General features: G+C 67.7%; 27 protein-coding genes. 12 read left to right on the forward strand and 15 right to left on the reverse strand.

The window, feature by feature from the left end:
* Positions 1 to 49 precede the first annotated feature (49 nt).
* Positions 50 to 682 carry a S24 family peptidase gene (locus JHL17_RS06030; protein WP_109051851.1) on the reverse strand — a complete coding sequence of 211 codons (633 nt, stop codon included), beginning with the start codon at positions 680 to 682 and terminating at the stop codon, positions 50 to 52.
* Positions 683 to 843: 161 nt separating this feature from the next.
* Between JHL17_RS06030 and JHL17_RS06035 the strand changes: the two genes are divergently transcribed.
* The 6 genes from JHL17_RS06035 (at position 844) to JHL17_RS06060 (ending at position 7,005) form a co-directional block, all read left to right on the forward strand.
* Positions 844 to 1,260, forward strand: a complete 417-nt coding sequence (locus JHL17_RS06035) for a hypothetical protein (RefSeq protein ID WP_200191156.1) — start codon at positions 844 to 846, stop codon at positions 1,258 to 1,260.
* Complete coding sequence (locus tag JHL17_RS06040; RefSeq protein ID WP_200191157.1) at positions 1,257 to 1,652, forward strand: hypothetical protein; 396 nt, start codon at positions 1,257 to 1,259, stop codon at positions 1,650 to 1,652. The genes JHL17_RS06035 and JHL17_RS06040 overlap by 4 nt, the downstream gene beginning before the upstream one ends.
* Positions 1,631 to 3,202: a portal protein gene (locus tag JHL17_RS06045; RefSeq protein ID WP_247893347.1), complete on the forward strand. Its 1,572-nt coding sequence runs from the start codon at positions 1,631 to 1,633 to the stop codon at positions 3,200 to 3,202. Before JHL17_RS06040 ends, JHL17_RS06045 begins: the two co-directional genes overlap by 22 nt.
* Positions 3,199 to 3,498, forward strand: coding sequence for a Bbp19 family protein (locus JHL17_RS06050; protein ID WP_247893348.1), 300 nt, complete (start codon positions 3,199 to 3,201; stop codon positions 3,496 to 3,498). The genes JHL17_RS06045 and JHL17_RS06050 overlap by 4 nt, the downstream gene beginning before the upstream one ends.
* Before the next feature lie 46 nt (positions 3,499 to 3,544).
* On the forward strand, positions 3,545 to 4,363 hold the full coding sequence (locus JHL17_RS06055) for a capsid assembly protein (RefSeq protein ID WP_200191188.1): 819 nt from the start codon (positions 3,545 to 3,547) through the stop codon (positions 4,361 to 4,363).
* Between the two features lie 284 nt (positions 4,364 to 4,647).
* The gene (locus tag JHL17_RS06060; protein WP_200191158.1) at positions 4,648 to 7,005 is read left to right on the forward strand and encodes a putative bifunctional diguanylate cyclase/phosphodiesterase; all 2,358 of its coding nucleotides are present in this window, start codon (positions 4,648 to 4,650) and stop codon (positions 7,003 to 7,005) included.
* Here the strand turns inward: JHL17_RS06060 and JHL17_RS06065 are convergent, their stop codons facing one another.
* Together JHL17_RS06065 and JHL17_RS06070 are read right to left on the reverse strand one after the other, a co-directional pair.
* Complete coding sequence (locus tag JHL17_RS06065; RefSeq protein ID WP_200191159.1) at positions 7,006 to 7,539, reverse strand: metallophosphoesterase family protein; 534 nt, start codon at positions 7,537 to 7,539, stop codon at positions 7,006 to 7,008.
* Between the two features lie 72 nt (positions 7,540 to 7,611).
* The gene (locus JHL17_RS06070; protein WP_200191160.1) at positions 7,612 to 7,848 is read right to left on the reverse strand and encodes a DUF4170 domain-containing protein; all 237 of its coding nucleotides are present in this window, start codon (positions 7,846 to 7,848) and stop codon (positions 7,612 to 7,614) included.
* Positions 7,849 to 8,085: 237 nt separating this feature from the next.
* Here JHL17_RS06070 and JHL17_RS06075 point away from each other — a divergent pair, with 237 nt between their 5' ends.
* Positions 8,086 to 8,784, forward strand: a complete 699-nt coding sequence (locus JHL17_RS06075; protein WP_200191161.1) for a cytochrome b/b6 domain-containing protein — start codon at positions 8,086 to 8,088, stop codon at positions 8,782 to 8,784.
* 205 nt (positions 8,785 to 8,989) lie between these two features.
* Positions 8,990 to 10,096: a cytochrome-c peroxidase gene (locus tag JHL17_RS06080; RefSeq protein ID WP_200191162.1), complete on the forward strand. Its 1,107-nt coding sequence runs from the start codon at positions 8,990 to 8,992 to the stop codon at positions 10,094 to 10,096.
* A 67-nt stretch (positions 10,097 to 10,163) separates the two neighbouring features.
* On the opposite strand, the gene JHL17_RS06085 is transcribed toward JHL17_RS06080, so the two are convergent.
* Positions 10,164 to 10,592, reverse strand: coding sequence for a cytochrome c (locus tag JHL17_RS06085; RefSeq protein ID WP_200191163.1), 429 nt, complete (start codon positions 10,590 to 10,592; stop codon positions 10,164 to 10,166).
* A 435-nt stretch (positions 10,593 to 11,027) separates the two neighbouring features.
* Here JHL17_RS06085 and JHL17_RS06090 point away from each other — a divergent pair, with 435 nt between their 5' ends.
* Positions 11,028 to 12,233, forward strand: a complete 1,206-nt coding sequence (locus tag JHL17_RS06090) for an aspartate transaminase (RefSeq protein WP_200191164.1) — start codon at positions 11,028 to 11,030, stop codon at positions 12,231 to 12,233.
* Positions 12,234 to 12,303: 70 nt separating this feature from the next.
* Here JHL17_RS06090 and JHL17_RS06095 read toward each other — a convergent pair whose 3' ends face one another.
* Complete coding sequence (locus tag JHL17_RS06095; protein WP_200191165.1) at positions 12,304 to 12,852, reverse strand: NADPH-dependent FMN reductase; 549 nt, start codon at positions 12,850 to 12,852, stop codon at positions 12,304 to 12,306.
* Positions 12,853 to 13,125: 273 nt separating this feature from the next.
* Between JHL17_RS06095 and JHL17_RS06100 the strand changes: the two genes are divergently transcribed.
* Positions 13,126 to 13,323, forward strand: coding sequence for a hypothetical protein (locus tag JHL17_RS06100; RefSeq protein ID WP_200191166.1), 198 nt, complete (start codon positions 13,126 to 13,128; stop codon positions 13,321 to 13,323).
* A gap of 757 nt (positions 13,324 to 14,080) precedes the next feature.
* Here JHL17_RS06100 and JHL17_RS06105 read toward each other — a convergent pair.
* The 3 genes from JHL17_RS06105 to JHL17_RS06115 form a co-directional block, all read right to left on the reverse strand.
* On the reverse strand, positions 14,081 to 14,329 hold the full coding sequence (locus JHL17_RS06105) for a DUF7683 domain-containing protein (RefSeq protein WP_200191167.1): 249 nt from the start codon (positions 14,327 to 14,329) through the stop codon (positions 14,081 to 14,083).
* 1 nt (position 14,330) lies between these two features.
* Positions 14,331 to 14,615: a colicin E3/pyocin S6 family cytotoxin gene (locus tag JHL17_RS37970; RefSeq protein WP_282189282.1), complete on the reverse strand. Its 285-nt coding sequence runs from the start codon at positions 14,613 to 14,615 to the stop codon at positions 14,331 to 14,333.
* Between the two features lie 582 nt (positions 14,616 to 15,197).
* The gene (locus tag JHL17_RS06115; RefSeq protein ID WP_200191169.1) at positions 15,198 to 15,959 is read right to left on the reverse strand and encodes an SDR family NAD(P)-dependent oxidoreductase; all 762 of its coding nucleotides are present in this window, start codon (positions 15,957 to 15,959) and stop codon (positions 15,198 to 15,200) included.
* Between the two features lie 189 nt (positions 15,960 to 16,148).
* Here JHL17_RS06115 and JHL17_RS06120 point away from each other — a divergent pair, with 189 nt between their 5' ends.
* Positions 16,149 to 16,601: a YkvA family protein gene (locus JHL17_RS06120; RefSeq protein ID WP_200191170.1), complete on the forward strand. Its 453-nt coding sequence runs from the start codon at positions 16,149 to 16,151 to the stop codon at positions 16,599 to 16,601.
* Positions 16,602 to 16,726: 125 nt separating this feature from the next.
* Here JHL17_RS06120 and JHL17_RS06125 read toward each other — a convergent pair whose 3' ends face one another.
* From JHL17_RS06125 to JHL17_RS06155, 7 genes are all read right to left on the reverse strand, one after another.
* Positions 16,727 to 17,668 carry a DMT family transporter gene (locus tag JHL17_RS06125; RefSeq protein WP_247893350.1) on the reverse strand — a complete coding sequence of 314 codons (942 nt, stop codon included), beginning with the start codon at positions 17,666 to 17,668 and terminating at the stop codon, positions 16,727 to 16,729.
* Positions 17,669 to 17,926: 258 nt separating this feature from the next.
* Positions 17,927 to 19,717, reverse strand: coding sequence for a sensor histidine kinase (locus JHL17_RS06130; protein ID WP_200191171.1), 1,791 nt, complete (start codon positions 19,715 to 19,717; stop codon positions 17,927 to 17,929).
* Positions 19,718 to 19,882: 165 nt separating this feature from the next.
* Entirely contained in the window at positions 19,883 to 20,842 is a 960-nt protein-coding gene (gene lhpI, locus JHL17_RS06135) for a bifunctional Delta(1)-pyrroline-2-carboxylate/Delta(1)-piperideine-2-carboxylate reductase (RefSeq protein ID WP_200191172.1), read from the reverse strand.
* Positions 20,843 to 20,908: 66 nt separating this feature from the next.
* A complete protein-coding gene (locus JHL17_RS06140; RefSeq protein ID WP_200191173.1) occupies positions 20,909 to 21,316 on the reverse strand; it encodes a lipopolysaccharide assembly protein LapA domain-containing protein in 408 nt (135 codons plus the stop codon).
* A 48-nt stretch (positions 21,317 to 21,364) separates the two neighbouring features.
* Positions 21,365 to 21,646, reverse strand: a complete 282-nt coding sequence (gene ihfB, locus JHL17_RS06145; protein WP_085090428.1) for an integration host factor subunit beta — start codon at positions 21,644 to 21,646, stop codon at positions 21,365 to 21,367.
* Positions 21,647 to 21,943: 297 nt separating this feature from the next.
* The gene (locus tag JHL17_RS06150) at positions 21,944 to 23,215 is read right to left on the reverse strand and encodes a pentapeptide repeat-containing protein (RefSeq protein WP_200191174.1); all 1,272 of its coding nucleotides are present in this window, start codon (positions 23,213 to 23,215) and stop codon (positions 21,944 to 21,946) included.
* A gap of 6 nt (positions 23,216 to 23,221) precedes the next feature.
* A complete protein-coding gene (locus JHL17_RS06155) occupies positions 23,222 to 24,190 on the reverse strand; it encodes a hypothetical protein (protein ID WP_345773760.1) in 969 nt (322 codons plus the stop codon).
* 230 nt (positions 24,191 to 24,420) lie between these two features.
* Here JHL17_RS06155 and JHL17_RS06160 point away from each other — a divergent pair, with 230 nt between their 5' ends.
* On the forward strand, positions 24,421 to 25,563 hold the full coding sequence (locus tag JHL17_RS06160; protein ID WP_200191175.1) for a Do family serine endopeptidase: 1,143 nt from the start codon (positions 24,421 to 24,423) through the stop codon (positions 25,561 to 25,563).
* Positions 25,564 to 25,591 lie beyond the last annotated feature (28 nt).

The following is a 25,591-nucleotide window of genomic DNA, read 5'->3' on the forward strand; positions in this document are numbered from 1 at the left end:
AAATCTTCCTAGGACGCTGCGCCGGTGCCGGAGGTGTCAGTTCCAACCCTCACTGGCTCGACCAGATGATCCGCGCCATCCAGGCGACATCCGACAACGGAATGCTGCGGTCGGGGTGGGCACGGTTGATCGACAGCAGTTCGATCTTGGTCGCGGTCTCGCGGATCAGCTGCTTGGCCATCACCTCGCCGCCCTTGGTGCGGACGACGACGCGATCGTTGCGGCGGATTTGGGCGGCCGGCGAGACGATGATGGTATCGCCGTCGCGATAGACCGGCTCCATGCTGTCGCCGGAGATCTCCAGCGCATAGGCATGCGGGTCGCCCAGGCTGGGGAACAGCAGTTCGTCCCAGCCGCTGCCGGCCGGGAAGCCGGCATCGTCGAAATAGCCGGCCGATCCCGCCTGGGCATAGCCGATCACCGGAACCCGCTGCAGCGGGGTGGTGCCGGCACCGTCGCCGACCAGCGACACGAATTCCGACAAAGACGCGCCCGTGGCGTCCAGCACCTTGGAGATGCTTTCCGTCGACGGCCAGCGCAGCTTGCCGTCGTTGGTCGTGCGCTTGCTCTTGTTGAAGGTGGTCGGGTCCAGTCCGGCGCGCCGCGCCAGCCCGGAGGCGGAGAGCCCGTGCTGTGCCGCGAGGCGGTCGATGGCCCGCCAGATGTCCGTATGTTTCAGCATGGGACGATAATCTCATAAACCGGCGACAGCGTCCCTAGGAACTTTTTCATATAATTATTGACCGCGCGCATCGGCCGGATCATAACGCAACCGGACGACGCGGCCGCGATCCCGGGCCCGCGCACCCCCTTTCAAATATCCGAAGCCGCAAGGAGACCAGCATGCTGAGTCCGGCCGCCCCCGCTTTGCCCGCCGCCCGCCGATCGGAGATCGTCCCGCTCAAGCCGGAGCCTTACCGCGCCGACGGCGAACCCTTCGCCACCGCGGAGGAGGCGTGGTTCTGGGCGGTCCAGGCGCAGGACGCCAAGGCGGCCGGGGCCCGGGTCGTCGCCGGATGCGGGCGGGTCGCGCGGCCCTGCGAGCCGCAGGACGTGCTGCGCGTGGTCGACCGGCTGTACCGGATGCGCAAGCTGACGCGTGACCATCTGCATGTGCTGGTCCATTACGGCCGCCGCCAGAGCGTGCCGGAACCGGAGCGCTTCCGCGAACAGCGCGCCCATTCCCTGTGGCGGGAGGCCTTCGACCTCATCGCCCCGGCGCTGGGCGACAAGGGCATGACACGGGGCGTCGCCCGATGACCGCGGTCCGCGCAGGCGCCTGGGTGGTCTACCGGGGGGAGGCGTCGCTGTGGTGGCTGCGGCTGCTGAAGCCGGGCTTCCGCCATTGCCTGGCCCTGCTGAATGACGGGCGGCGCTGGGTGGCGGTCGATCCGCTGGCCGGCTTCACCGACGTGGCGGTGCTGGATTTGCCGGCCGACTTCGACCTGCCGGGCTGGTACCGCGCCCAGGGGCTGACGGTCGACGCCGCATCGTTGCGCCGCTTGGCCGGTCCCGCCCCCTGGGGGCCCTTCACCTGCGTCGAGGCGGTCAAGCGCCTGATCGGCCTGCGCGACCGGCGGGTGCTGACCCCCTGGCAACTGCACCGCCACCTGACCGGAGGAGACCGCGAATGCCCGCATCCGCAGCCGTGAAGCCGCCCACCCGCCGGAAAGCCGATCTGTCGGAGCCCGAAGCCCTGCTGGAGCGCTACCGCATCGCCCGCGAGCGGCGCACCGTCTGGGAAAGCCATTGGCAGGACTGCTACGACCACGCGCTGCCCAACGGCCGGCCCTTCCGCGGCGGCGGCACGCCGGGCGAACGCCGCGTCGACCGGCTGTTCGACGGCACCGCCCCCGATGCGGTGGAGCAGCTGGCGGCCAGCCTGCTGTCGGAATTGACGCCGCCCTGGTCGCGCTGGTTCGGCTTCCAGCCCGGTCCCGCCCTGGCGGGGGCCGAGCGCGACCGCATCGCTCCGCTGCTCGACCGTGCCGCCGGGATCGTCCAGGCGCATTTCGACCGCTCCAACTTCGCGGTGGAGGTGCATCAGGCCTTCCTCGACCTCGTCACCGTCGGCACCGCCAGCCTGCTGATGGAGGAGGCCGCCCCCGGCGCTCCGTCCAGCCTGCGCTTCACCGCCGTGCCGCTGGTCGAGGCGGTGCTGGAGGAGGGGCCGGACGGACGGCTGGACGCCACCTTCCGCCGCAGCGAGACGACGCTGGCGCAAATCCTCCAGCGCTTTCCGGGCGCCGAGCTGCCGGAAGATCTGCGTCGGCAGGCGGAAGAGGAACCCGACAGCCGCTTTCCCCTGGTCGAGGCGGTGCTGCCCGACGGTGCCGCCTATCGCTGGGCGGTGGTGCTGGACAGCGGGCTGGCCGAGCCGTCCTGGCTGGCCCAGGGCCGCTTCGCCCAGTCGCCCTTCGTGAATTTCCGCTGGCTGAAGGCACCGGGCGAGACCTACGGCCGGTCGCCGGTGATGAAGGCGTTGCCCGACATCAAGACCGCCAACAAGGTGGTGGAGCTGGTGCTGAAGAACGCGTCCATCGCCGTCACCGGCATCTGGCAGGCGGAGGACGACGGGGTGCTGAACCCGGCCACCATCCGGTTGGTGCCCGGCACCATCATCCCGAAGGCGGTGGGGTCGGCCGGGCTGACGCCGCTGGCCAACCCCGGCCGGTTCGACGTGTCGCAACTGATGCTGGACGATCTGCGCGGGCGAATCCGCCACGCGCTGCTGGCCGACCGGCTGGGGCCGGTGGAGTCGGCGCGGATGACGGCGACCGAGGTGCTGGAGCGATCGGTCGAGATGGCGCGGCTGCTCGGCGCCACCTATGGCCGGCTGCAGGCCGAACTGATGACCCCGCTTCTGCTGCGGGCGGTGTCGATCCTGCGCCGGCGCGGCGAAATCCCCGACATCACCGTGGATGGCCGGCTGGTGGAGTTGCAGCACCGCTCCCCGCTCGCCCAGGCCCAGGCCCAGCGCGACGTCCAGGCGGCGCTGCGCTGGCTGGACAGCGTCAGGGCGCTGGGACCGGAGGCGGAGGCCGCGGTGGATGCCGCGGCGACCGCCCATTGGCTGGGCGAGGCCTTCGGCGTGCCGGCCAAGCTGATGCGCGCGGAGGTCGCCGCTCCCCCTCCGGTTGTGCCGGCATCCCCGGTGACGATGGCCGATGCCGTTTCACTTGATGCCGGGGGTGCGCAATGACCGACCGCGACATGACCGGGCGTCCAATGACCCAGCGGACCGGCTGGGATTGGTTGGAGACGGCGCCACTTGCCGATCCGGCCCCGGCCGCGGTGCCCCAGGCCGATCCGGCGCCCAGCTTCGCCCGCTGTTTCACCGGGGCCGACGGCGCGCGGGTGCTGGCGGTGCTGCGGGCGATGACGCTCGACCGCGCGCTGGGGCCCGACGCGCCGGAAGCCGCGCTGCGTCACCTCGAAGGACAGCGCCAGCTGGTCGCCACCGTCCTTGCGCTGATCGCGCGCGGGCGGGCGGCCTGACCGGCGGCATGCCCCGCCATTTTCCCTTCCCTGCAGGAGTTTGATGATGGCCGACATTATGCTGACGGAATCCGCCGCATCCGCCGATACGGCGCCGCCGCTGCCGATCCCGGACAAGTTCCGCGATCCCAAGACCGGCGCCCTCCGCGTGGAGGCCCTGTTGAAATCCTATCTGGAACTGGAGCGCCGCCTGTCGTCGCAGGGCCAGTCGCGGTCGGCGCCGTCCGATCCCGAAGCGGCATTCGAAACCGATCCGAGCCCGACTCCCTCAAGCCCGACGACTCCAAAGGCGGAACCCTTCGATCCGGCCACTCTCGATCCGGCGCAGCTTCGCCGGCTGCTGGGGGCGCCGGAGACGCCGGACGGCTACAGCATCGCCTGCGATCATGGCCTTTTCCAGCCCGATCCGCAGGTCAACGGCCGCCTGTTCGAGGCGGGCTACACCCCGACCCAGGCACAGCTTCTCTACGATCTCGCCGCCGAGCGGATGATCCCGCTGATGCAGACCCTGGCCGCGGAGTTCCAGGCGGAGCGCGAGGTCGAACGGCTCGTCGCCCGGTTCGGTGGGGAGGAGCGCTGGAGCGAGGTGTCTCGACAATTGCTGGCCTGGGCCGGCAAGACCCTGCCGTCGGCCGCGGTGGAAGGGCTGGCGACCACCTACGAAGGTGTCATGGCGCTTTACGCGATGATGACCGGCAGCGAACCGACGGCCCTGTCCGTGACGGTCGACCGGCCCGCCGCCGGCGAGGGCGAGGGCGAACTGCGCACCCTGATGCGCGACCCGCGCTATTGGCGGGAGCGCGACCCGGCCGTGATCGCCCGCGTCACGCAAGGCTTCCAGCGCCTCTATCCCGGTCAGGGGTGATGCCCGGCCAAGGGGGGCGGATTTCCGACGCGGGTTGAACCATGGCCGGCCTCCCTCCCTGCCGGTGCAGGGAGGGAGGCCGAACGGTTTGCGGCCAGTGGCGCTGCTGGGCGCCCTGTACGGGACAAAGCGTCGCAGCATGCAACGTTCGTATGGGTTGGACATTGGTATGTTGCGCATGCGAAGAAAAATTGCATTGCACGACTGAAATGAAGTCGTCACTTTTCCCTTGGTATGTCTAACCGTCCGTTCGTCGAACGGACAAGAGAGCGACGCCGGGCCCGATGACGCTGCGCCGCAAGATTCGCTGGCTGACCTGGATCGGCCTGATCGGCTGCCTGATGGCGGCGATTCCCGCGCTTCACCTGCTGCGGCAAGGCATGGTCGCCGAGCGGGAGCAGGTCGCGGCCGCTCTGGTGGATTCGGCGAAAAGGCTGGCGGGTGATTTGGAACGGTCCGCGGCGTCCGGGGCGATCTCCGGCGACGAGGCGCGCGACCGTGCGCGGACGGCCTTGCTGGCGCTGGCGGCAAAGCCCTTTCATGTCAGAATCTTCACGGACGGTGTCATCCCGCCGGGATGGTCGGCCATCGACCGCGCGGTGACGGCCGAGGGTCGGTTCGAACCCTGGGGCTGGGCCATCGCCGCCGCCGGCGACATCGGCGACCTCGACCGCGACTTCCTGGTCCAGGCGTCGGGCTTCCTGCTGTTCCTGGCGGCACTTCTGGTGCTGAGTTGGCCGGGATCGTTGTTCCTGTCGCAGCATGTCGTCGGTCCGCTGGAGGCGTTGTCGGACCGCATGCGCCTGCTGACGGAGGGGCGGACCGACATCGACATTCCCGGCTGCGACCGCCGCGACGAATTCGGTGCGATGGCGCGCGCCATGGAGTTCTTCCGCCGCGCGGCCATCGCCCTGATCGAACGGGACGAGCGGCTGGCCGGCATCATGAACAATGTCGGCGAAGCGATCCTGCTGGTCGATGCCCGCGGCCGGATCGAAGAGCATAACCCCGCCGCCGTCGCCCTGTTCGGCGTGCCTGCCGAGGGTCTGCGCGGCCGGCCGCTGTCCGGGCTGTTCGCCATCCCCGACCGCCCGCGGATCGAGTCGCTGCTGGCCGACATGGCGGCGCAGGCGGAGGTGCCTGAACCGGTGCGGGACGAGGAGGTGGCGATCGAGCGGGCCGCAGGCGGCGAGCGGGTCGACGCTTCGCTCAGCGTGTCGCCGCTGGTGGTGCAGGGGCGGCGCGGCTTCGTCTGTACGCTGGCCGACATGACCGAGCGGCTGCGGCACGAGCGCGAACTGATGCGTCTGGCCACCCGAGACCGGCTGACGGGCCTGCCCAACCGCGCGATGATCGAATCGCTGCTGGAGGCCGCGGTGGAACGCAGCCGGCGCTGCCGGCGCCCCTTCGCCGTGCTGTGCCTGGACCTGTCGCGCTTCAAGCTGATCACCGACACGCTGGGCCATCAGGCCGGCGACGCGCTGCTGCAGGAGGTGGCGCGGCGGATCGCAGCCTCGGTGCGTGCCACCGATCCGGTCGGCCGCATCGGCACCGACGACTTCGCCGTCGTCCTCGAGGAAATCGAGGACGCCGACGAGGCGGCGGCGATCGCCGGGCGGATCCTCGATGCCTTCGACGTGCCGGTCACCCTGCCGGGTTGCGAGCATTATGTCCGCCCGGCGGTCGGCATCGCCGTCTATCCGACCGACATCCTCGCGGACGGTACTGGAGACGGGGAGAGCCCGCAGGTGCTTCTGCGGGCTGCCGAGACGGCGCTCTATGCCGCCAAGCGGATGGGCGGGCGGCGCCATGCCTTCTTCCGCCCCGAACTGGCCGAGCAGGCGCGGCGCCAGCTGGCGCTGGACGGCGATCTGAGGGTGGCGCTGGCGCTGAAGCAGTTCCGCCTGCATTACCAGCCCAAGGTGTCGCTGATCGATTTCTCGCTGGAGGGGTTCGAGGCTCTGCTGCGCTGGGAGAAGCCGGGGCTGGAGCAAGACCAGGGAATGATGATCCCGCCCGGCGAGTTCATCCCGGTGGCGGAGGAGACCGGCTTCATCGTGCCGCTGGGCGATTGGGTGCTGGACGAGGCCTGCCGCCAGATGCGCGAATGGCTGGATGCGGGAATGGAGCCGGTGCCGGTCGCCGTCAACATCTCGCCCAAGCATCTGCGCAACCGCAGCGCCGAGGATTTCCGCCGCATCATCGACCGCCATCGCCTGCCGCCCGGCCTGATCGAGCTGGAGATCACCGAGGGTGCGGTGATGCAGGATCTCGACCACGCGCTGGCCGTGCTGGCCGCGCTGAAGGCGATGGGCATCCGGGTGGCGGTGGATGATTTCGGTACCGGACATTCGTCCTTGAGCTATCTGAAGCGGCTACCGATCACCACGCTGAAGATCGACCGCTCCTTCATCAACGGCGTGCCGAACGAGCGCGAGGATGCCGGTATCGTGTCGACCATCATCGCCATGGCCGACATGCTGGGGCTGGATGTGGTCGCCGAAGGGGTGGAGAAGACCGAGCAGGCCAATTTCCTGCGCCACCACAACTGCACCCAGGTCCAGGGCTGGCTGACCGGCCGCCCGGTGCCGGCCGACACCGCCTGCGGCCTGCTGACGGAGCGGCTGCGGCAGACGGCGTGATCAGAGCAGAGCGTCGCCTTCGGGCGCCTTCTTCCGCCGCGGACGCGGGACGATCAGGTCAGCCAGCGTGACCGGGCGGAAATTCCAGACATCGACGCCGACGTCGATCTGTCGGGGCTGCGGCTTCAGCTGGCCGTGGCTGTGGCCATGCAGGTTCAGCGCCTTGCGGTGCATGCCGTTCCAGGTGCGGAAGGCGTAATGGCACATCACCAGATCGATGCCGTCCAGCGTCAGCTCGGCGTAATGCCCGACGCTGGCCCAGCCGGGCAGGGCCAGCGTCGGCGGGCCGTCGTTGTTGCCGGCGATCAGGTGCTTGGTGCCGTTCAGCCGGCCGAGCAGCGCCGCCATGGCGTCGGGCTTCATGTGCAGGGCGAAATCGCCGAGGTGCCAGACTTCGTCGCCAGGAGCGACGGCGGCGTTCCAGTTGGCTTCCATCGCCGCGTCCATCTCGTCGGTGGAGTCGAAGGGGCGGCGGAAGCGGCCGCGGGCGCCGCCATGGCCGAAATGGGTGTCCGAGGTGAAGTATACGGTCATCGACCGGTCAACGCCGGCGCGCCGCAGGCTGTTCCCGCAGGCGCGCCGGCCGGCCCGGCTCAGTGCCCGTCCTCAGTGCTTGTGGTCGCCTGCCGCCGGGTCGAGGAAGCGGTGCAGGTGGACGATGTAATAGCGGGTGTGGGCGTCGTCGATGGTCTGGCCGGTGGCGCCGCGCCATGCCTTGTAGGCCTCGTCATAGTTCGGGAAGATGCCGACGATGTGCAGCTTCGACGGATCGACGAACCGATCCGTGTCCGGACGCACGAGTTCGCCGCCGAACACGAGGTGGAGGAGCTGTTTGTCGGGCATGGCGGGGTCCTTGTAACCGGGGTGATGGGGAATTCTGGCTGCCGTTGCGCCGGCAGCCCGGCTGATGCTTCGCATTCTCATATCCGTCGTCCGGGCGGTGCTTCAAGCCTGTTGACTCGCCCATCGGCCTTTGCCACCACGGGAGTGCGGCGTTTTCGGGATCGTCATAAAGAATCCGGCCATTCGCCGCAGATGACGGGTGCCAAAGATACGGCAGAACACTGCGAGGATCGAGCGATGGCAAGTGGTCATACCGCGACTCGGGAGAAACGCGGGCGCGAGCTGCGGGTCTGGGACCTGCCGACCCGCCTGTTTCATTGGGCGCTGGCCACCGCGGTGGCGGTCGCGATTCTATCGGCCGAGCTTGATGTGCTTGCGGTTCATATGTTGGCGGGTGAAACAGTCCTGGTTCTGGTGCTGTTTCGCTTGGCCTGGGGCATGGTGGGCAGCCAGACCGCGCGCTTCGCCGAGTTCGTCAAGGGGCCGGGTGCCATCCGCGACTATCTGAAGCGGTCACGGGCGGGCGGGGAGGCCGCCTTCACCCCGGGCCACAACCCGCTGGGCGCGCTGATGGTGGTGGCGCTGCTGCTGGTCCTGCTGGCCCAGGCCGGCAGCGGCCTGTTCACCAGCGACGACATCCTGGTCGACGGCCCGCTGGTGCCGCTGGCCTCCGGCGCCACGGTGGCGCGGCTCGGTTCGCTGCACCGGTTGCTCGCCAACGGCATCTTCTTGCTGGTCGGGCTGCATGTGGCGGCAGTGCTCTTCCATCTGCTGGTCAAGAAGGACGATCTGATCCGCCCGATGGTCACCGGCCGCAAGGTTCTGCCGGGGCGGCTGGCGGTGACGGAGCCGCGGCGCGCCCCGGCGGCGCTGGCGCTGGCGATCCTGGCGGCTTCGGCCGGACTGGTCTTCCTGGTGCTGCGCGCCGCTGGCTGATCTTGCGCGGCATATGCCATTGGTCGCGTGCGACAATGGGTCGTCTGGAGCCGTGCGGCATCTAGTTTAGAATAACTCCAGATTGATCCGCCCAAAACGCCACGAAACCAATGATGCCGGCCCGATTTCCGGGATCGATCGACCTTCGCCTGAAGCGATCTTCAGGGTTTGGTGGGGATGTCGGCCGGCCGGGGGACCGCCAGTCATGAACGCACGAACCGGACACCGCCTGACCACAGCGCTGAAAGGCCTGCTGGTCGCCACCGCCGCCGCCCTCGGCATCCTTGCCGCCACCGCCGGGACGGCACCGGCCGCCGATCCGCCGTCTGGCGGCGGCGATGCCCTGATGGGCCGGGCGCGCGAGCTGTTCAAGCCGCTGCCCGCGACCTTGCCGGTGGTCCGCAACAATGCGGTCACCCGCGAGAAGATCGATCTGGGCAAGATGCTGTTCTTCGATCCGCGCCTGTCGGCCAGCGGCATCTTCTCCTGCAACAGCTGCCACAATCTCGGGCTCGGCGGTGTCGACGGGCTGGAGACCTCGGTCGGCCATGGCTGGCAGAAGGGACCACGCAATGCCCCCACCGTTCTGAACGCCGTGCTGAACGTCGCCCAGTTCTGGGACGGCCGGGCGGAGGATCTGAAGGCCCAGGCCAAGGGGCCGATCCAGGCCGGGGTGGAGATGAACAGCACGCCCGACCGCGTGATGGCGGTGCTGAACAGCATTCCCGCCTATCAGGCCAAATTCGCCGATGCCTTTCCCAACGAGAAGACTCCCGTCAGCTTCGACAATGTCGCCATGGCGATCGAGGCGTTCGAGGCGACGCTGACGACCCCCGCGGCTCCCTTCGACCAGTATCTGGAAGGCAAGGCCGATGCGCTGACCGACACGCAGAAGGCCGGGCTGGAGCTTTTCATCGACAAGGGCTGCGCCGGTTGCCACAACGGCGTCAATGTCGGCGGCCATGATTACTTCCCCTTCGGCGTCGTGGCCAAGCCGGGGGCGGAGATCCTGCCGCCAAGCGACAAGGGCCGCTTCGCCGTCACCAAGACCGCCGACGACGAATATGTCTTCCGTGCTCCCACCCTGCGCAACGTCGCGCTGACCGCCCCCTATTTCCATTCCGGCAAGGTGTGGGACCTGCGCCAGGCGGTTGCGGTGATGGGGTCGAGCCAGCTCGGCGCCACCCTGTCCGACCAGGAGATCGACAAGATCACCGCCTTCCTGACGGCGCTGACCGGCCAGCAGCCGCGCGTCGATTACCCGTTGCTGCCGGCCAGCACGCCGGCCACGCCGCAGCCCGTCTTCAAGTAAGGGATGGGCGAGGAAAAAAGCCCTTCCCCACCGCCGTGGGGAAGGGCTTTTCCCTCAGACCGCCTGCTTATTCCGAGCGGTAGCGTTGGTGGCAGGCCTTGCAGCTGTCGGCCATGGTGCCGAACGCCTTGCCCGTGGCGGCCTTGTCGCCGGAAGCGGCGGCGACCTTCAGCGCCTTGGTCGAGGTCTGCAGATCCTGCGCCTTTGCGGTGAAATCCGGGAAATTGGCCCAGATCAATTCCTTGGCCGCCGTTTTGCCCTTGTCGGAACCCGGTGGGAACAGGGTGGGGATCTTGCCGGCGAAGGCATCGATGCGATCGGTGACCGGACCGATGGCGGCAAGGTCTCCCTTGCCGACCGCATCCTTGATCTCGCCCATCGCCTTCTTGAAGTCGTCGAACCCGGCCTTGCGGGTCTGGATCACATCCTGGGCCAGAGCAGCGCCGCCGGTCAGAATCAGCGCGGCCGACACCGCAAGCACGATACGGGAAAACACAGTTCCTATTCCTTCTCGAATTTGTCCCCCGGCTGGACCTTACACACCGACGCAGCCGAAGCTGTCAAGTGAAGTGGGCATGATGGGGCGGTACCGTCACGGCGATCATTTGTGAAATAAGGATCAATGCTGGAAAGGGCTGGACAAGAGATTTGCCCGGGAGCCGGATCGACCCGCGGACGGTCGGAATTATCGGGGGACGACGGTTCGGCCGCCTGCCGGCGATGCGGCGGTACGGCTGGAAGACTGCGCGGCTACGACGCCGCCACAGGGTGGAAAAACCGCGGAACCGCGTGGTTTTCACCGGCCGACCGGCCTTGCAACCGGGGTGGAGCGGAAGTAAGGTCCGGCCTCGCGCCTTCCGCACCGGAGGGGCAGGCGTCTCAACGACGTCTCCGCCACACCGTCTCCATAGCCCTGAGGGGGCCTGCCGCCATGTCGATTATTGCGTCCCGTCTCTCGCGCATCAAGCCGTCGCCGACCATCGCCGTGACCAACAAAGCCCGCGAGCTGAAAGCGGCCGGTCGCGACGTCATCGGCCTGGGTGCCGGCGAGCCGGACTTCGACACCCCCGACAACATCAAGGCCGCCGCCATCAAGGCGATCGAGTCCGGTGACACCAAATACACCGCGGTGGACGGCACCCCCGCCCTGAAGAAGGCGATCTGCGCCAAGTTCGAGCGCGAGAACGGCCTGACCTACACGCCGGACCAGATCACCGTCGGCGTCGGCGGCAAGCAGGTGCTGTACAATGCCCTGATGGCGACGCTGAACCCCGGTGACGAGGTCATCATCCCGGCCCCCTACTGGGTCAGCTACCCGGACATGGTGGAGCTGGCGGAAGGCACGCCGGTCGCCGTCTCCTGCCCGGCCGAGCAGGGCTTCAAGCTGCAGCCCGCCGACCTGGAAAAGGCGATCACGCCGAAGACCAAGTGGCTGATCCTGAACTCGCCGTCGAACCCCTCGGGCGCCGCCTACACCCGCGCCGAGATGAAGGCGCTGACCGACGTGCTGGTCAAGCACCCGCATGTCTGGGTGATGACCGACGACATGTACGAACACCTGCTGTATGACGGCCTGGAGTTCGTCACCCCGGCCCAGGTCGAGCCGTCGCTGTACGACCGCACCCTGACCGTCAACGGCGTGTCGAAGTCCTACGCGATGACCGGCTGGCGCATCGGCTATGCCGGCGGCCCGAAGGAGCTGATCAAGGCCATCGGCGTCATTCAGAGCCAGTCGACCTCCAACCCGACCTCTATCGCCCAGGCCGCCGCCGTCGAGGCGCTGAACGGCCCGCAGGACTTCATCAAGGAGCGTGCGGAAGTGTTCCGCGAGCGTCGCGACCTTGTGGTGTCGATGCTGAACCAGGCCACCGGCCTCAACTGCCCGAAGCCGGAAGGCGCCTTCTACGTCTATCCGTCCTGCGCCGGCACCATCGGCAAGAAGACCCCGGACGGCACGGTGATCGGGACCGACGAGGATTTCGTCACCTACCTGCTGGAGTCCGAAGGCGTCGCCGTCGTCCAGGGGTCGGCCTTCGGCCTCGCCCCGCATTTCCGCATCTCCTACGCGACCTCGACGGAAGCGCTGGAAGAGGCGTGCAAGCGCATCCAGCGCGCCTGCGGCAACCTGCGCGACTGATGTCAGCCGCGGGAGCCGAATGAGAAAAGGGCCGGCGCCGCAAGGACGCCGGCCCTTTTCCTTTGGGGCGTTACTTCGCCGCGCTCAGCCTGTCGATGGCGCTCAGTGCGAATTTCAGCACCGCTTCGTCGGCCAGTTTGCCGTCCTTGATCTTCTCGCCGACGCTGCCGACGACGACCTGCGGGCCGGCCAACAGCTTGGCGGGCAGCGCCAGCAGCGTATCGTTCACCTGCTGATGCGCCCGCACGCCGCCGGTGAAGGCGGGCGAGTTGGAGATGACCAGCACCGGCTTGCTGATCAGCGCCGATTTGCCGTAGGGGCGCGACGCCCAGTCGAGCGCGTTCTTCAGCACGCCCGGCATGCCGTAATTATACTCCGGCGTCACGATGACCACGCCGTCGGCCTCCGCGATAGCCTGACGGAAGGCGTGAACCTCCGCCGGGGCGTCGGGCGTGTCGATGTCCTGGTCGTAGAGCGGCAGGCGCAGATCGCGGATGTCCATGCTGACGCCAGCCGGCAGGCCGTCCTGCAGTCCGCGCAGAATGGCCAGCGAGTTGGAGTTGCTGCGCAGGCTGCCGGGCAGGCCCAGCAGTTTGGTGCGCACCGTTGCATCGGTCATGAAGCGGGAACCTTTTCTCTGTTCGTCGACGAGTGATTTTATGGGCGACTGCCCCTCCGGGTCCAGGTGCCGCTTTCCAACAGGCCATGGTCGATTTGCCGTCGGGGCAGAACCGGCGGGAGTGCGCGATCCGCCTGTGACCATCTTGGGTTTTGACTGTTGATGGAGACGAAGACTACCTAATTAGAGGGAACACAAAGGGTGACACGCCTGACCGGGCGTGACCATCGGGTTTCACCTTCGGTTCGGGCGGACCGGAAAACGGGAGGCGACATGGCGACGCGGCGACTGGATCGGGACGACCACGTCCGTAAACATCTGGCGCTGATGCTGCAGGAATGGCAGGAACTGACCGGCCGCGACATGGCGACCGCCACTGCCGACCAGCGGCTTCAGAGCTGCACCACCCTGCTGATCGACCTGCTGGGTGAGGCGGAACGGGCGGACGAAGCCGCCATGGTCGAAGTCTGACGTCGGGGGCGGCCCCTGCGTGGGAGCCGCTCCGCCGCTTGAGCGACTGTCTCATACCGATGCTGGAAGGTTCCGACCCTTGGTCGGCACTTTCCAGCCGCTCGAATGCAGGGCAGCCGCAGGTCTGCGGGCCCTGGCTTCGCGGGCATGCGCCTGCACGGCCGCCGTTGCGACCGTATCAGAGCCGAAAAGTTCCAACTTTTCGGCTCTGATATTATTGGGGTCAGAGGTGGTCACTGCACCACCAAACCTATTGACCTAGAGAATTCAGCAGAAACTGATTCTATTCGTAGTAATCGCCTCTTTTCACACTGAAGGCACAGGCGCGTTTTACGCAGGACGCGTGGTGCGTTTCATGGAGCCACGTCCCTGACGTGGCTGTGGTGAAAGGAGGATTGATATGATTACGTTGAAACGGCCGAAGGTCGTGCGCCGCACATGCGTATCATCAGGCTCGATCATCGGGCTCGGTTCGGGCCCCGCGAGAGTGCCTGTTCTCAACGGCGCTCAATGCCGAGGCAGTTGGAGTTCACTTTTACGTAAGTCGTCTCGTTAACTGAGCGGTCACCGCTGCCCTTCCACACACTGCCCTTCCACACACTGTGAGTCTCTCGCGACTCGGCGTCCGTTAAGTTTAGCGAACGGCGTTCGCTGAAGTGCGGATGTGGACGTTGAGTCGAGGCAAAATTCACGGCGATTGTTGTATGGTATCAGGTCCCTGCCGGTTGGGTGGAGGGTTGGGTTGCGCCTCATCTGATTAGTGCGATAGCGGAACCGGCTCCATGAAATACATCAGGCCTGAATTAATAGAATGCGCCCCGGTCAGCTTTGCGATCAGTCGCGCCTGCTCGCTATCGAGCGGATAACAACCAACTGCTTCTGTATCATCCGGCGGAACATGGGCAATTTCTGCGGCCATAGGGAACCGTTCTGCCGGGATCGTCACGGCGACGCTCAGCAACTCGGTCTTGCTGTCATAGCCAACAAGCTGATGCTTCATGCGCATGTCACGGCTCCACCCTTCGATTCGGCTTTGCAGGGCCGGTTTGCCGACCTGTCTGCGGATCGAACTCCCCCAAATGATGACCCTGACTATCGTACAGCTCAACAACCCCATGTTGATAGTCCCATTCGTAGATCGTTCCGTGCCGGTCCTTCCAGCGCATCCGCAATCCTCCACCGGACCGCGGCGTCTTCGGCACAGATCGTCTCGCTATGGGAAACCCAGGCAGTTCTAGGAGGAACAACGTGGGGCATCGCTGATAGGTTCCCGGGCACTTGTATCGCCCCATTCGCGAAATAGAGAGCCATTGTCACACGATTACGCGACTCGTACCGGAATAGCGCAATCAATAGGGCCTGGAGAAGCTATGTTCACCTGTCGAGGCTCAACTTGTGACTTTCAGCCAGCCTCCTGGGCTGCCTCTTCCGTGATAGGCACCGGGTGGAATGGACTCGACTTGGGCCGTCTCTAAGAACGCTGGACGGGCTGCTGTCTGACCGGAAAGCCCTGCAGTCCACGCCGATGCCCGTTCGGGACGCCCTGACGGACATCTCGACCGCATGATCCGGCTTACCCTGTCGAGAACCCGCTCGAACAGTCTGGCCCGGCTCATACGGCTTCGGCTGCCGATTGCGCCAACCACGCGGCGTAATGTTGGCAAGCCGAGCAATCGCCGTCGGCCGGCAATAGACGAACCGATCATGCAGGATAGGCGGCAAGGTCAAAGGCCGTGTCGCCGGTCTACCAATTCTCACGACCTCGATCTCACGCTTCCGTTCGCGCCATGTCTCATACCCGGCGTGCAATTGTTATCCAATGACGGCGGCGGAGAGGGTGTTACCCGCCATCCCCGCCGCAGATCTCAGCTAAGTCATTGGGGTGCCATGCGGATGGCGCCGTCCAGGCGGATGACGTCGCCGTTCAGCATCTCGTTCTCCACGATGTGCTGGACGAGGCGGGCATATTCCTCCGGCTTGCCGAAGCGCTTGGGGAAGGGGACGGTCGCGGCCAAGCTGTCCTGCACGTCCTGCGGCATGTTCAGCAGCATCGGCGTGCCGATCAGGCCGGGAGCCACCGTCATCACGCGGATGCCGTGGCGGGCGAGGTCGCGGGCGGCGCAGATGGTCAGGGCAACGATGCCGCCCTTCGACGCGGCATAGGCGGCCTGCCCGATCTGTCCCTCATAGGCGGCGACCGAGGCGGTGTTGACGATCACGCCGCGCTCTCCGCTCTCCAGCGGATCCAGTTTCGCCATGTCGGCGGCGGCCAGCCGCAGGATGTTGAAGCTGCCGATCAGGTTGATCTCGATCACCGACCGGAAATTCTCCAGCGGCATCGGACCGTCGCGGCCGACGATGCGCTGGGCCGGGGCGATGCCGGCGCAGTTCACCGCGATGCGGGCCGGCCCATGGGCGGATTGCGCCTGATCGATCGCCCGCTCGGCCGAAGGGCCGTCGGTGACGTCGCAGACCAAGCCCAGCCCGCCGATCTCGTGCGCGGTCTTCAGCACCGCGTCCTCGTTGACGTCCAGCACGGTCACCTTGGCGCCGAGCCCGGCCAGATGACGCGCCGTCGCCGCTCCCATGCCCGAGGCGCCGCCGGTGACGATTGCGGACAGACCCTGAATGTTCATGGCATCTCCTCCTTAATTGCGACCGGTCCGCGCATGGCGCCGGCCTTGTGTCCAACAGGATGCGATCGCACTTGTTGTCTATCGGATGGCCGGCGCACCATACCACACCGTATGGAACGAGACATCATGCTGACGAAGAGGCCGTCTGCCAGTTCCGAAAGGGCCATTCCCAAAGAGGTTCGAGCGTCCATGACCGCATCGTCCGTCTCCGCCTCCCTTGGTACAGGCACCGCGCTGACGGTTCCCGATCCTGTTCGGGTCGAGCGCGACGAAAGGCTGGTCCGCCGCCGTTTCTGGCAGAAGCTGCGCGCCAACCTGCACCGCGTCCCCTTCCTGGAAGAGGTTCTGGCTGCCTATTTCTGCGCCACCGATCCGGCGACGCCCTACCGGGCGAAGGCGATCCTGTTGGGCGCACTTGCCTATTTCGTCATGCCGGTGGATGCGGTGCCGGACTGGCTTCTGATCGCCGGTTTCACCGATGACGCCGCGGTGCTGGCCGCGGCGGTGCAGACGGTGCGCACCAACCTGACGCCGGCCCATTGGCTGCGGGCGAAAAACGCCCTGCGTGTCGAAACGGGCGATGTCGAAACGGCTGTCGGGGATATGGAGGAGACCGTCCGGAGTCCTTCGGGTGCTCACTGAGGCGCCTGAAGGGGTCCAAGCTTTCGGTTCCGCGTGATCGGGGCAAGGGATGCCGTTTGAAACGGTCACATCCCAGGCAGGTTTTCCGAACTCCGCCCACAGATGGGCGGGCTCGGAAAACCTGCTTAGGCGCGTTGTGCCTGCGCTTTGCGACCGTCCGCTACGTCGCGGTGCATGGTGTAGAGGGCGGAGCCGGCGATCACCAGGGCCCCCACCCAACCCCACAGGTCCATGGTCTGGCCGAAGGCGATCCAGGCGACGAAGGCGGTGAAGGGGAGGCGGGCATAGTCGTAGGGCATCATCGCCGAGGATTCGGCAAGCGACAGCGCCTTCGTCATCGCCAATTGCCCCAGCGTCAGCAAACCGCCCAGAAGCGCCAGTCCGCCCAGCACGCTCCAGCTCGGCCATGTCCAGACGAACAGCGCCGGCACCAGCGCCATCGGGGTGACCAGGAGGCCCAGGAAGGTGACGATCACCGCCGTACCGTCCTTGCGGCTGAGCAGCCGCATCTGCAGGATGGTGCCGGCGGCGGCGATGCAATGGGCGAACAGCGCCAGGAAGGCCAGATCGAGCGGCGCCGCACCCGGCCGCAGGACGATCATCACCCCGGCGAAGCCGGCACAGACCGCCGCCCAACGCCGTGGCCGCACCTTTTCACCCAGGATCAGTGCCGCTCCCGCCGCGACGAACAGCGGTATGGCGAAGCTGACCGCGGTCGCCGTCGGCAGCGGAATATGGGCGATCGAATAGAACCATGCCGTCATGGCGCAGAGCGTGGTCAGCGCCCGCGTCAGGTAGGGACCCAGGCGCCGTTCCGTCAGTACAGCCCGGCAGGCGGGCGCCCCGGCCGTCAGCGCCCAGGGCAGCATCCACAACAGGCTGAACAGATTGCGGAAGAATACGACCTCCAGCGGGTCCATCACCGTCGAGGCCCAGCGCACCGCCGAGTTGCCGATCCCGAACAGCAAGGCCGATAGAAGCATGAAGCCGGCGCCGAGCAGAAGCCGGTTGGTGGGTGCCTGTAAGCGGGAGCCGGTGTCCATGGCGGAGGAGGCGGAGACGGTCATGATCAATCGTCCCTGGCAAGCCGTTGGCGGATGGTCCTGGTTCAACCCGCTGTCGGTCGCCTCAGCGCGAACGATGGGCCGCCCGAAGCACCGGCTGCCGGTGCAGAAGCAGCGATCCTCCGGAGAAAACCACAACGGCGCAAGTAAAATACGGCGGACGGGAGCGATAATACTCCCGTATGACGTGTGGCGACGTCATGAGAGGGGGGGCGGCGTGCCTCCCTTGCTTGCCGCTTTCCCCGAACCGTCGCCCGGATGTCAGCCGGAGGTCCGGACGCCGTCCGAATCCCCATCGCCGGATGTCGGCTGCGGCAGGCCGATGGTGAAGCGGACTCCCGGGCTGGTGTTCTCCACGGTCAGGGTGGCTCCCAGCTGTTTGGACAGGGTATGGATCAGCCGCATGCCCAGACTGCGGTTGCGGCGCCAGTCGAAGTCGGTCGGAAGTCCGATACCGCGGTCGCCGACGATCAACTGCAGCACATCGCCACTCCGCCGCAGTCCGACGAAAATGACGTTGGTCGCCTTGTGCGTGTCCGGCTCCGCCCAGCTGGGATCGCCGGTGGCGGCCATCGGAACGGCGAGCGGCCGGTACGCGTGCTTGATCGCGTTCATGACCAGCTCATTGGCAAGCAGGCCCAGCTGGACCGCATGGTCGGTCGGTACCTCCACCGGTTCCACCACCAGCTCCAGACGCCAGTTGCCGCCATCGGAGCGGGCCGAGCGCTCCAGTTCCCGGCACAATTCGGTCAGATAATCGTGGAAGGGAATGAAATGCACGTCGTCCACGCGGTAGAGCAGCCGGTGGATGTCGGCGATGGCTTGGACGCGCCGCCCGGCTTCCAGCAGATGATCGTTCAGCCGCGGCTCGCCCACCGCCTGTCCCTGCAGGCTCAGCAGGCTGGACACCACCTGCAGGCTGTTCTTGATGCGGTGATTGGCCTCGCGCATCAGCAGATCCTTCTGCGCCAGCGCCGCGTCGCGTTCGCCGACGGTCTTCTCCAGCGAGGCGGTGCGTTCGCGCACCCGGCGCTCCAGTTCGCGCTGCACCTGCCGGGCGCCGCCGGCCTGACGGAAGCCGAAGACCGACAAGGCCGCCAGCGCCATGGCCGCCGCCGCCGCCAGCCCGGCGTAGGGCGCAATCAGGCGCCGCCACGTTTCCAGGACCGGTGCCAGCTCCAGCTGGACCACCACATGGACCGGCCAGCTGTCGACCCGGCGGTGGGCGACGATGGCGGTGTCATCCCGGGCAACGCCGCCACCCTGCTGCGCCAGGATCGATCGGCGGGTCAGGTCGGACAGCCGGGCGGGTTCGGCGGAACCGTCCGGCTCGCGCACCAGAACGTCGAGGTCGTCGGCACGCACCAGGATCGTCACCGGTTCGTGCGGAAGATCCAGCTCCTTGTAGAAGCCCGACAGGTATGAAGGATCGATGGTGACGGAGGCGATGCCGCGGAAGCCGCCATCCGGTTCGGACAGCCGGCGGCTGAGCAGGAAAGTCGCCTTGTTGGTCACCCGGCCGATGATGCGCGGGCCGATATGGGGCTGGTCGACGGGGCGGCCCTGCTGCGCATTGCGCAGATGGAACAGGAAGGCCTCACGGTCGGACGCATCGGAGTAGGGCGTCGGGAACGCCGCCGTCGTCAGACGCAGCAAGCCCGTCGCGTCATTGAGCCACACCGCGTCCAGAAAGGGCAGCCGGGCCCGCTGGGCGTTCAGCTTGTCCCACAGGGCGCGCGACCGGGCGACCTCGTCCCACGGCCGGCCGGCCGATTCCTGGGCCGCATACTCCACCAGCAGGTCGGCGGCGTCGAACAGGCGGGCGGCATGCTCCGCCAGCACCCGGACGGCGGCCCGCGCCCGATCCTGGGCCCCGGTGATCGCCCGCTCGCGCGATTGCACCCCGACGACCACGATGACCATGGCCAGGAACAGGAAGCCGCAGGCGGCCAGCCAGCCGATCGCGGCCTCCAGCCGCGGTTTGCGGAAAGGCTGCGTGCCGTCCGAAGCAGGGTGTCCGGCACCGGCGGGGTCGTCAGGAGGCGGGGCCATGCAATCGGCCGTTCCTTTCCCATCGGTGCGAACCGCCATGCCGGTTGGCGGTCGGGCCGGAGCAATCGTGGAATAGTAGCGCAGGACGCATTCCCCGTAACCCGGTCTTTCGGAGGATCGGCTCTTCCGGACGGTTCGGCGGGTCGACCCGCTGCGGATCGACCTTCAGCGGATCGAATCGTTGTGCAGCACCATTTCCGTCGCCAGCCGGGCGGCGCACAGGTCGGCAAGCGCGGTGCCCGCCGACTTGAACAGGGTGATCTGGTCGTAGAAGCGTCGGCCGGCCCGTTCTCCGCGGCTGAGTTCGAACAGGTCGCCGGCGATGTCGTCGGGATTCAGCACGCCGGAGGCCAGCGGCCGTGCGATGTCTCCCGCCTCGACCGGAGTGCGGATGCGGCAATCGACGAAGACGCGGGCGCGGCGGATGCAGCCGTCGTCGGCCTCGCGCATCTCCGGCGTCACGCCGCCCAGCAGATCCAGATGCTGGCCGGGCTGCAGCCAGTCGCCGCGGACCAACGGGTCATGCGCCGCGGTGGCGCAGGCGACGATGTCGGCGCCGCGCACCGCCCCCTCCAGGTCGGCGGTGGCCTCGATGCGGAATTTCGGCCGGTGGAAGCGGGCGGCAAGTTTGCGCGCCCTCTGGGGATCCCGCCCCCAGACCAGCACGTGGCGGAGCGGGCGGACGGCGGTGTAGGCCTCCACCACTTCCATGGCCAGCGGACCGGTGCCGACCACCAGCATCCGCTCCGCATCCGGCCTTGCCAGATAGGAGGCGGCCAGTGCCGACGACGCGGCACCGCTGCGCCGGCCGAGCGTGGCGGAGGAGTCCATCAGCACCTGCGGCACGCCGGTCTTGCCGTCGGCCAGCAGATAGACGCCCTGGGTTCGTGGCAGGTCGCTGCCGGCATTGTCGGGAAAGACGGTGTCGATCCGCACCCCGACCGCCTGGTTCACTTGCCAGGCGGGGGCAAGCAGCAGTGCCGCATCGCCGGAGCCGTAGGTCTCGACCCGATGGATGTGGGCCGGCGGAGCCTCTATCCCGGCGCGGAAAGTCTGCCGCAGGCGCTCGACCAGCATGCGGTGGTGCAGAACGGATCGAAGCTCTGCGCCGCTGACGGTGCGCATGGACCCCCCCTTCCGCCGGCCGGCAAGCTGTCCCCTGCTGCCGTTGACTCTCAGTGAACGGCCCGCTCAGTGAACAGTGGGCGCGGTATTCTCGCCGGCCGGGACCGGCAGGCCGCCGGCCGAGCCGGGCAGCGTGCCCGAGACCGGGCCGGAAACCGGCCGGGTGCTTTCGGCCAGGCGCTTTTCGGCGGCGGCGGCGCGGGCCTGCGCTTCCTTCAGCTCACGCTCCAGATACAGGACGCGGTTGCCTTCGCGGCGGGCGCGGCGGCGATGGCGGCGCTGGCTGTTCCAGACGATGAAACCGCCGGCGATGAAGCCCAGCACCAGCGCCAGCAGGGCGGCCAGATAGACCGGGGTATCGAGCGTGAAGGGCAGCGGCCACAGCGACAGGGTCACGATGCCGCGGTTGGAGATCGCGAACAGGATCGCGACGAGGGCCACGGGAATGGTGACGATCCAGGAAATATGGCGCAAGGCGAAGGTTCCTTAGAGATACGGCGGGGAGAATGGCCGGGCCGGCGCTCACTCCGTGTTCAGGCGCTCGCGAAGCTGCTTGCCGGTCTTGAAGAAAGGGATGCATTTCTCGCCGACGTCAACCGATTCTCCGGTCCGGGGGTTGCGGCCGGTCCGCGCGTCCCGCTTCTTGATGGAAAAGGCACCGAAGCCGCGCAGCTCCACCCGGTCGCCACGTGCCAGCGCCTCGGTGATCTCGTCGAAGATGGTGCCGACGATCTTCTCGATGTCGCGCTGGTACAGGTGCGGGTTCCGCTCCGCCAGCCGTTGGATCAGTTCCGACTTGGTCATGACCGTTGACGTTCCCCCATTCGATGCGGGCGCTTATGGTCGGGCCGCGCCTCGCTTGGACAGCAGCGTGCCACCGGCGGCATGAGGCGTCAAGCCCCACCCTCGGGGCTAAGCCGTTACGACACAACCGTTTTTCCGGACTGTGGAAGTGGTTTCGCCGCCGATGCGACCGGGGGTGCAGCGGGTCCGCCCGATGCCATTCGCGACGATCTCCCCTATGGATCGTGACGGAAATTTGAAACCAATCAACGGCTTCGCGAAAATTGCCATCGCCCGAACGGCCGGTTCCGGGCCGCTTCAGATCCCGCCCAGCCGCGTCCCCTCCAGGATGGCACCCTCCAGCACCGCCGACGAACGGTCGCAGCCGGTCAGGTCGGCCAGGGTCAGGTCGCTGCCCTTCAAGTTGGTCTCGGCCAGCGAGGCGCCGGCCAGCCGCGCCCGCACCAGCGAAGCCCGCATCACCTTGGCTCCGGCGCTGACCAGCAGCATTCCCAGGTTGGCGCCGTCCAGCCGGCTGTCGATCAGGATGGCGCGGTCCAGCTTCACCCCGCGCAGGTCGGCGCGGCTGAGATCGGCGGAGCGCAGGTCGGCACCGTCGAACTGGGCGGCCTGAAGCTGGGCACCGTTCAGCCGGGCATGGCGCAGCCGGGCACCGGTGGCCTTGGCCAGCGTCAGGATCTTGCCCGTCAGGTCCGCCCCCTCCAGGTTCAGCCCGGTCAGGTCGAGTTGGAAGCCCTGCTTGCCGCTGGTGCCCAGCCAGATCATGTGCTGCCGCAGCATGCCGTCCAGCTGGTCGACCGGCAGGGCCGGCAGTTCGGCAGCGAGGTCCTCCGCCTCCGGTTCGGACGCCGGGGCCTGGGGGAGCGCCTGCCGGGCGGCATGGGCCTGCTCGTCGCTGCGGATCGCCTGTTCCAGCCCGCCGTCGTCAAGGTTCGCCCCGTCCAGGATGGCGCCGCGCAGGTCGGAACCGTGAAGATCCGCCCCGCGCAGGTCGGCGCCGGAGAAGTTGGCGTCGCGCAGGTCGGTGCGGTCCAGCCGGGCGCCGGCCAGCCGGGTGTTGGTGAAGTCGGCCGCCCGGGCGAAGCTGCCCGACAGCTTGGCCCGCGCCATGTCGGCGTTGGTCAGCCGGGCGGACGCCATGTCGGCCGGACCGGGGTCGAAGCCGATCACCTTCAGTTCGCCGGCGCTGTTGCGGTTGACCATGCTGCCGTCGCGCAGGTCGACCTCCACCATGGCGGCGCCGTCGAGCCTGGCGCCGCGCACGTTGGCGCCGCGCATGTCGGTTCGGAACAGCCGTGCCTCCGACAGGTCGGCTCCGCGCAGGTCGGCGCCGTAGAGGTCGGCATGATCCAGCACCGTGCCGCGCAGGTCGGCATCGCGCAGGATGGCGCCGGCCAGATGGGCGCCGGTCAGGTTGCGGCCGGCCAGCGACAGGCCGGACAGGTCGAAGAAGGGCAGGTTGGCGCGGGCGCCGTTCGGACGCCCCTCGGCGAAGCGCACATGGCGCTCACAGACGCGGTCGAGCTGGTCCTGGGTCAGTCGGATGCGGGATTTGCCGTCTTGCGCCATGGCCGGTCACGCGAACAGGGCGTCGATGTCGGCCTGGGAGATCGCCCCGCCGCCATCGCCGCCCGGATCGGCGGGCGGCGGAGGGGGCGGGACCGGCTTCGCGACGGGAAGGGGAGGCGGCGGGGGTGGGGAAGGAGCCACGTCGGCCGGCAGCGGTTCCGCCCGTTCGGCGACCTCGGGCACGCTGGCGAACAGCGCGTCGATGGCGTCCTGGCTGACCTCCGGTCCGCCCAGCTGCGGACCGTTCAGCAGATGCGCGTCGGGCCGGGTGTCGCCCCTCTTGCGGTGCGAGGCGACGTCCCCCGCGGCATGGTGCTGGTCGGCCACCGCCAAGCGCTCGACACCCCAGATCTCGATCATCGTGTTCACGCGCTCTTCGATGTAGCGCAGCGTGTTGACAACCTTGGTTGTGCGCTGGCCGGTGATGTCCTGGAAGGAGCAGGCGGTCATGACCTCGATGCACCACGCCTCGATCGCATCGATCCGTTCGGCCAGATCGGCGTCGTCGCGCGGCATCGACATGGTGATTTCCTGGATCTTCTCCGTCGCGTTCAGGATGTCGGTGGTGGCGCGTTCGGTGGCGGCGACGATCTCGTCCAGTTCGCCGGTCGCCGCCTCGATCCGGTTGGACCCGGTGTCGGTCGCCTTCAGCGCGGCGATGTCGCTGCGCGCTTCGCGCACCACCTGGGTGATGGCGGTCAGCTCCTGCTGGATGCGCGGATCCTCGCCGGGGGCGAAGGAGGGCAGGGTACCGGACGGGGCGCCGTTCAGGCGGTCGACCTGGGTCTCCAGCTTGTCGACCAGCCGATGGAACTCGTCGGAGGCGACGACCCGGCAGCGCCGGTCGCGCATGCGCAGGAAGGCGCGGCCCCGTGCCGTCTGCGACAGAGCCTCCTCCATCTGCAGATATTCTTGCTCGGTCAGTTCGAGCAGTGACCCGCCGCCCATTGCGCTCAACCCGTCTTCGACAGACACGCCGTCCCGGCATCCCCCGGGACCTGTGCCGACCCGGTCCTATAGCACTGAATTTCTTTACCGGGAGTTTCCGCCGCCGCCACGCTATCATCGGTCCGGCAGGCAGGCATGAGCGGGAGGGTTTCATGGTGCCGGCCGCTGACAGGCTTGAACCGCCTTCCTTTTTGTCCCAAATCAGCCCGGTCGATCACGATCCCCACACAAAATTGTCAGCAAGAAAGGAAGAGGCCATGAAGATGGCGGTGCGTCCGGTGGTGTTTGCGGCGGCGGTCGGGATGGCGGCGCTGACCGGCGGCGCGCTGGTCGCACCGGCCGATTCGGCGCTGGGCCGGTTCGGCTCCGCCATCGGCCTCGGCGCCTCGCCGGCGGCGGCGGCGCTGCCGCTGGGCGCGGTTGGCGGCGGCACCATCGCGCCCATGCTGGAGCAGGTGACGCCGGCCGTCGTGAACATCTCGGTGCTGAGCCAAGCGCCCCAGGCGGAAAACCCGCTGCTGCGCGATCCTTTCTTTCGCCGCTTCTTCAACCTGCCGGACCAGATGCCGCAGTCCCGTCCGCAGGTCAGCGCCGGGTCCGGCGTGATCGTCGACGCCCGCAACGGCTATGTCGTCACCAACAACCATGTGGTGGAGAATGCGCAGGAGATCGCGGTCACGCTGAAGGACCGCCGCCGTCTGCGCGCCAAGCTGATCGGCCGCGACGCCGCCACCGACATCGCACTGCTGCAGATCAAGGCCGAGGGACTGACCGCCCTGCCGCTCGGCGACTCGGACCGCCTGCAGGTCGGCGACTTCGTCGTCGCCATCGGCAACCCGTTCGGCCTGGGCCAGACGGTGACCTCCGGCATCGTCTCCGCGCTGGGCCGGAGCGGGCTGAAGATCGAGGGGTACGAAGACTTCATCCAGACCGACGCCTCGATCAACCCCGGCAATTCCGGCGGGGCGCTGGTCAATTTCCAGGGCGAGCTGATCGGCATCAACACCGCCATCATCGGCCCGGCCGGCGGATCGGTCGGCATCGGCTTCGCCGTACCGGTCAGCATCGTCCGCTCGGTGACGGAGCAGCTGCGCGAATATGGCGAGGTGCGGCGCGGCCGGCTGGGCGTGGCCATCCAGGACCTGACCCCCGATCTGGCGGAAAGCATGAGCCTGAAGGGCGACGAGGGCGCGCTGATCGCCAAGATCGAACGCGGATCCCCCGCCGACAGCGGCGGTCTGCGCAGCGGCGACGTGGTGATCGCGGTGGATGGCCGCCCCATCCGCAGCGCCACCGATTTCCGCAACCGCATCGGTCTCCTACGCGTCGGCACGCCGGTGCAGTTGACGGTGATGCGCGAGGGCGGGCAAAAATCCGTCACCGTCCGCACCGCCCGCTGACAAGCCGCGCGGACCGTAGAGGAGCCAC

The organism is Azospirillum endophyticum, assembly GCF_016595245.1.
GTDB lineage: Bacteria > Pseudomonadota > Alphaproteobacteria > Azospirillales > Azospirillaceae > Azospirillum > Azospirillum endophyticum.